General features: G+C 71.3%; 5 protein-coding genes. 4 read left to right on the forward strand and 1 reads right to left on the reverse strand.

Going from position 1 to position 4420, the window contains the following annotated elements:
• The first annotated feature begins 632 nt into the window (after positions 1 to 632).
• The 3 genes from ACIPW5_RS39770 to ACIPW5_RS39780 are packed head-to-tail and all read left to right on the forward strand — an operon-like array spanning position 633 to position 2465.
• A complete protein-coding gene (locus ACIPW5_RS39770; RefSeq protein ID WP_401256380.1) occupies positions 633 to 1136 on the forward strand; it encodes an SMI1/KNR4 family protein in 504 nt (167 codons plus the stop codon).
• Between the two features lie 32 nt (positions 1137 to 1168).
• On the forward strand, positions 1169 to 1582 hold the full coding sequence (locus ACIPW5_RS39775; protein ID WP_401256382.1) for a DUF6193 family natural product biosynthesis protein: 414 nt from the start codon (positions 1169 to 1171) through the stop codon (positions 1580 to 1582).
• A gap of 34 nt (positions 1583 to 1616) precedes the next feature.
• Positions 1617 to 2465, forward strand: a complete 849-nt coding sequence (locus ACIPW5_RS39780) for a MerR family transcriptional regulator (RefSeq protein WP_401256385.1) — start codon at positions 1617 to 1619, stop codon at positions 2463 to 2465.
• Between the two features lie 147 nt (positions 2466 to 2612).
• Here the strand turns inward: ACIPW5_RS39780 and ACIPW5_RS39785 are convergent, their stop codons facing one another.
• Positions 2613 to 3536, reverse strand: a complete 924-nt coding sequence (locus ACIPW5_RS39785; RefSeq protein ID WP_401256387.1) for a zinc-binding alcohol dehydrogenase family protein — start codon at positions 3534 to 3536, stop codon at positions 2613 to 2615.
• 90 nt (positions 3537 to 3626) lie between these two features.
• Between ACIPW5_RS39785 and ACIPW5_RS39790 the strand changes: the two genes are divergently transcribed.
• Complete coding sequence (locus tag ACIPW5_RS39790; RefSeq protein WP_401256388.1) at positions 3627 to 4067, forward strand: MarR family winged helix-turn-helix transcriptional regulator; 441 nt, start codon at positions 3627 to 3629, stop codon at positions 4065 to 4067.
• The last annotated feature ends 353 nt before the right edge of the window (positions 4068 to 4420 follow it).

Below are 4420 nucleotides of genomic sequence, written 5' to 3' on the forward strand. Positions count from 1 at the left end.
AGGGGGGACCCTGTGGGAGAGTAGGACGCCGCCGAACAATCATTGTGGGAAAGCCCCGCACCTTCTGGTGCGGGGCTTTTCTGCGTTTACGGGCTCTTCTCTTCCGTGGGGGGACGTTCTGGCGGTAGTACTCCACGACTTCGCTACCTGGGGCCCCTGTTGTGCCGGCTCCGTGCCGACAACGCAGAGGTGCTCGCCGCCCCCGGCGGTCACGTCGTGGGCCACCGCCCGACGCGGTGCCGGCCCCGTCCGCGGACCCGGGCACGCTCGCCGACCCGCTGGAGAGCGCCGGGCTTACGGCACTGGAGTTCCTCGAACTCGGCCCGGAGGACTGGCGCGTGCTCCTCGACGCCGGGACCGTCCCCCGGAACCTGCTGGCGGCCCGGATCCGCGTACGCGGTGACCAGGACCCGCACGCGACCGCCGGTCTGGTCGACGAGCTGCTCGCCCTCCGGGGCCGTCCCCTCATCACCCGTGCCGCGGAGTGCCGTCGGGGGCCTGCAGTACCGGCACCTCGAGGACGCCCGGCAGCTGGCCCGCGTCCTGCGGTTCTGCGTCGAGAAGGACGTCCCCCTGCTCTTCGGCTGACGATCCGGCCCCGGCTCCAGGAGGCGGGGTGTGAGGATGGGGCCATGCACGGTGCGGAGGGTCTCGCCGCCTGGCGGGAGGAGATGGCGACGGCTCTGGCCGTCCTGGTGGCCGGCTTCGAGGAGAGGTACGGCTACGGCCTGGGGCAGAACGCGATCCACCCGCCGGAGGCGAGCGACCGCGCCGCCGCGGCACGGCTCGCCGCAGAGTGCGAGGCCTTCGCCGAACTCTCCGCGTACTACGGGGAGATCGGCGCCGTGAACATGAGCGACGTCGGCAACGGCTACTTCCTGCACCCCGCGTCCCGGGCCGTCGACGAACGCACCGCGCTGCCCGAGGCCGGCGGCACCGCCCCCGCCGTGCTGATCGGATCCGACGGAGGCGGGATCCTGTACGCGGTCGCCGCGGACGGCACCGTCTGGCGCTCGCGGACCGCCTCCGAGGAAGGGGGGTTCGACCGGATCACGGACGGTCTCGCCGAGTTCCTCGACCTCCTGCGCCGCTCGGTCCACCGCTTCAACGACTCCGGGCAGCCCGGACTCCTCTGAGTTCCGTCACGGAGGGCCTGCACAATCACTGCATGTCCGACACCGTCGAAGCAGCCTGGCAGGGGCTGCTCACCACAGCAGGCGAACCTCGCCGACCACAGGAATCGCCGCTCCTGGCGACTTTCGCCGAACTGGTACTGGCGTCCCACGCCGAGCCGCTGCTCCGTCGGCTGTACCCCTGGAGCGGGATGTGGGAGCTGCACTTCAGCAGGTGCACGGAGATCCCGTACACCTGGGACGTGCCCTACATCGGCGCACGGGCCGACGGACGGTACTACGTCGAAGGGCCGAGCAGGAGCAGCCCGCAGACAGCCGAGACGGACAGCGCGCGGGCTGCGGTCGCGATGGTCGTCGACCGCCTGCCCGCACACGGCGGTCCGGCCTTCGCCGGCAACGCGGTGGACCTGGCCGCGTACGAGAAGGCGAACAGCGCACCGGGCTCTTGACTCTCGGGTAACGCGAGACGGCACAGTCGAGCCCGTGGACAGGAGAAACCTGCTGCCGATCGGGCAGTTCTCGCAGGCCGCTGGCCTCTCGGTCACCGCGCTTCGGCACTACGACGCCACGGGCGTACTGGTGCCCGCCTACGTCGACCCCGTGAGCGGCTACCGGTACTTCCGGCGGGACCAGGTGCGCACGGCGCAGTCGGTCAGGGCGCTGCGGCAGCTCGACCTGCCGGTCGAAGAGGTACGTCGGCTGCTCGCCGGAGGCGAGGAGGAGCTGACCGCCGCCCTCCAGGCGCATCTGCGGGCGGCCGAGCGGCGGCTGGAGGTACAGCGCTCCACGGTCCACGGCCTGTTGAGCAGACTGACCGAAGGAGCAGGAATGACCCACCGCGTCACCGTCCGAGCGGGCGGCGCCGAACGGATCCTCGTCCGCGGGGCGACCCTCGGCAACTCCGGGCTCGAGGCCTTCCTCCGCAGCGCCTACCAGCAGATCTACGCGGTCGCCGGCCGCGGCCCCCTCACCTTCACCGGGCCCGCCTTCGTCCGCTTCCACGGGGTGTGCGACGACGAGAACGAGACGCTCGTCGAGGCCTGCCTGCCCTTCTGGGAGCACGGCGCGCAGCCCACGGACCTGCCCGAGGGCGTGGACGTGCGCGAGCTGCCCGCGACCACCCTCGCCTGCACGGAGGTCGAGGGCGCGGCCGCCGCCTTCCCGCAGATCCTCGGTGCGTACGACGCCGTCGCCGAGTGGGTCACCGGGCGCGGGTTCGCCTTCGCGGGTCCGGTCCGGATGGTCTACCGCCGGTGGACCGGGGTACCGGACCACCCGGAGAACCGGGTGGAGATCGCCTGGCCGATCGCCGGTCCCGCCGATCACGGATGAGGGACGTCGGGCGTGATCCCCAGGTGAGCATCGTCGTGAAGTTCTTCGTTGCGCCGGACGACAGGCTTCCCCAGTACCGTCCGTCGATCACCTGCCGGCGGTCCCGCTCCGTGCCACGACGCCCGTCACCGACCGGCGGGACAAGCGCTAGGGGACCAGTACGACCTTGCCGAGGTTGCGGCGCTGTTCGATGACGGCGTGCGCGCGGGCGGCCTCGCGCAGGGGGATCCGCTCGTGCACGGAGGTGCGCAGCGTCCCCGCGTCGCGCGCCTCCCAGAGCTCGCGCTGCCAGCGTGCGTACAGGTCGGGTCGGCCGAGGGCGATGGCCCGCATCTGGAAGCCGATCAACGAGGCCCCGCGCACCAGGAGTTCGTACGCCTCGACCGTGCCGCCGCCGGAGCCGAAGGCCACCAGCCGGCCGCCCGTGGCGAGGGCCCGGACGACGGGGCCGAGGAGGTCGCCGCCGACCCCGTCGAGGATCACGTCGTACGGGCCGCCCCAGTCGGCGTCCTCGTACAGGACGACCTCGTCGGCACCCAGGCGGCGGACGAAGTCGGCCTTGTCGGCGCTGCTGACGGAGGCGACCACGCGGCCCGCCCCGCCGGCCGCGGCGATCTGGAGGGCGAGGGCGCCCACCGCGCTGGCCGCCGCGGTGACGAGGACGGACTCGCCGGCCTCCACCCGCGCGGACTCGTACGCCCCGCGGGCGACCAGTCCGCTGCGGACGAGCGCCACCGCTTCCACTGCGGTCGCACCGTCGGGGACGGGGGAGGCCAGCGCGGCGTTCAGCACCGCGTACTCGGCGTAGGCGTCGGCGAAGCAGAGTCCGGTGACGCGGTCCCCCGCCGTGAAGGCGGTGACGCCCTCCCCGGTGGCGACGACGACGCCCGCCACCTCCCCGCCGAACGACACGGGCCCGCTTCCCTCCCGGACCTTGCGGACGGTGGGCAGCGTGACCCCGATGGCCTCGGCCCGTACGAGCACCTCCCCGGGTCCGGCCACGGGTCGCTCGGCCTCCTCGGCGACGAGGGCGTCGGGTCCACCGTTGACCTCATGGCGCATGCGCAGCACAGAACCTCCCAGGGTTCAGTTTCGTTGGGAGCCCCAACGATATGCGCGAAGTCATAGGGAGGTCCAACGATTTCTGGATAAGGTGCGCCCATGACCTCACCCCTCGGCCACATCCAGTCCCTGCCCACCTGGCTCGTCGGCCGCGTCGCGGCACGCGGACGGGGCCTGGTCGCGGACGCGATCGCGGGGGAGGGGCTGAAGCTCATGCAGCACGCCGTGCTGGCCGCGACCGCCGAGTACGGCCCCGTGGCCCAGGCCGATCTGGGCCGCCGGCTCGCGGTCGACCCGAAGGACATGGTCGGGATCCTCAACCACCTCCAGGAGGCGGGCCTCGTGCTGCGGACCCCGGACCCGGCGGACCGCCGCAAGAACGCCGTCACCGTCACCCCTGCGGGGGAAGCCGCCCTGACCCGCTGCGCCGCCCTCGCGGAAGCCGCGAACGCGGAGCTCCTCGCCCCCCTCACCCCGGCCGAGCAGGACACCCTGATGACCCTGCTGGCGCGGGTGCACGAGGCTCCCGCGTCGTTTTGACACCCCAGGGGGAGGGTTGTAGAGTCAAACGGTTGCCTCGAACTGGACAAGTTCGGCGACCACCACTCCACAGGGAATCTCCTCCCGGGTGGAGTGCATTCGACTCTCCATTCGGAAACGTTGAAGCCGGGAAATCCGGTGGAAAACTTCTGATAGAGTCGGAACCGCCGGAAAGGGAAAGCGCGAAAGCGCAGAACCTCGAAAGCACCGAGGAAATCGGACACGAAAGAGTCTGATAGAGTCGGAAACGCAAGAACGAAGAACGAAAGCCCGGAGGAAAGCCCGAGAGGGTGAGTACAAAGGAAGCGTCCGTTCCTTGAGAACTCAACAGCGTGCCAAAAATCAACGCCAGA

It is taken from the genome of Streptomyces sp. NPDC090077, from assembly GCF_044747545.1.
In the GTDB taxonomy this organism is placed as follows: domain Bacteria; phylum Actinomycetota; class Actinomycetes; order Streptomycetales; family Streptomycetaceae; genus Streptomyces.

Bases quoted from the DNA above. Each gene is read 5' to 3' on its own strand.
- ACIPW5_RS39770 (WP_401256380.1), top strand. From the start codon at position 633: ATGCACGGTGCGGAGGGTCTCGCCGCCTGGCGGGAGGAGATGGCGACG.
- ACIPW5_RS39775 (WP_401256382.1), top strand. From the start codon at position 1,169: ATGTCCGACACCGTCGAAGCAGCCTGGCAGGGGCTGCTCACCACAGCA.
- ACIPW5_RS39790 (WP_401256388.1), top strand. From the start codon at position 3,627: ATGACCTCACCCCTCGGCCACATCCAGTCCCTGCCCACCTGGCTCGTC.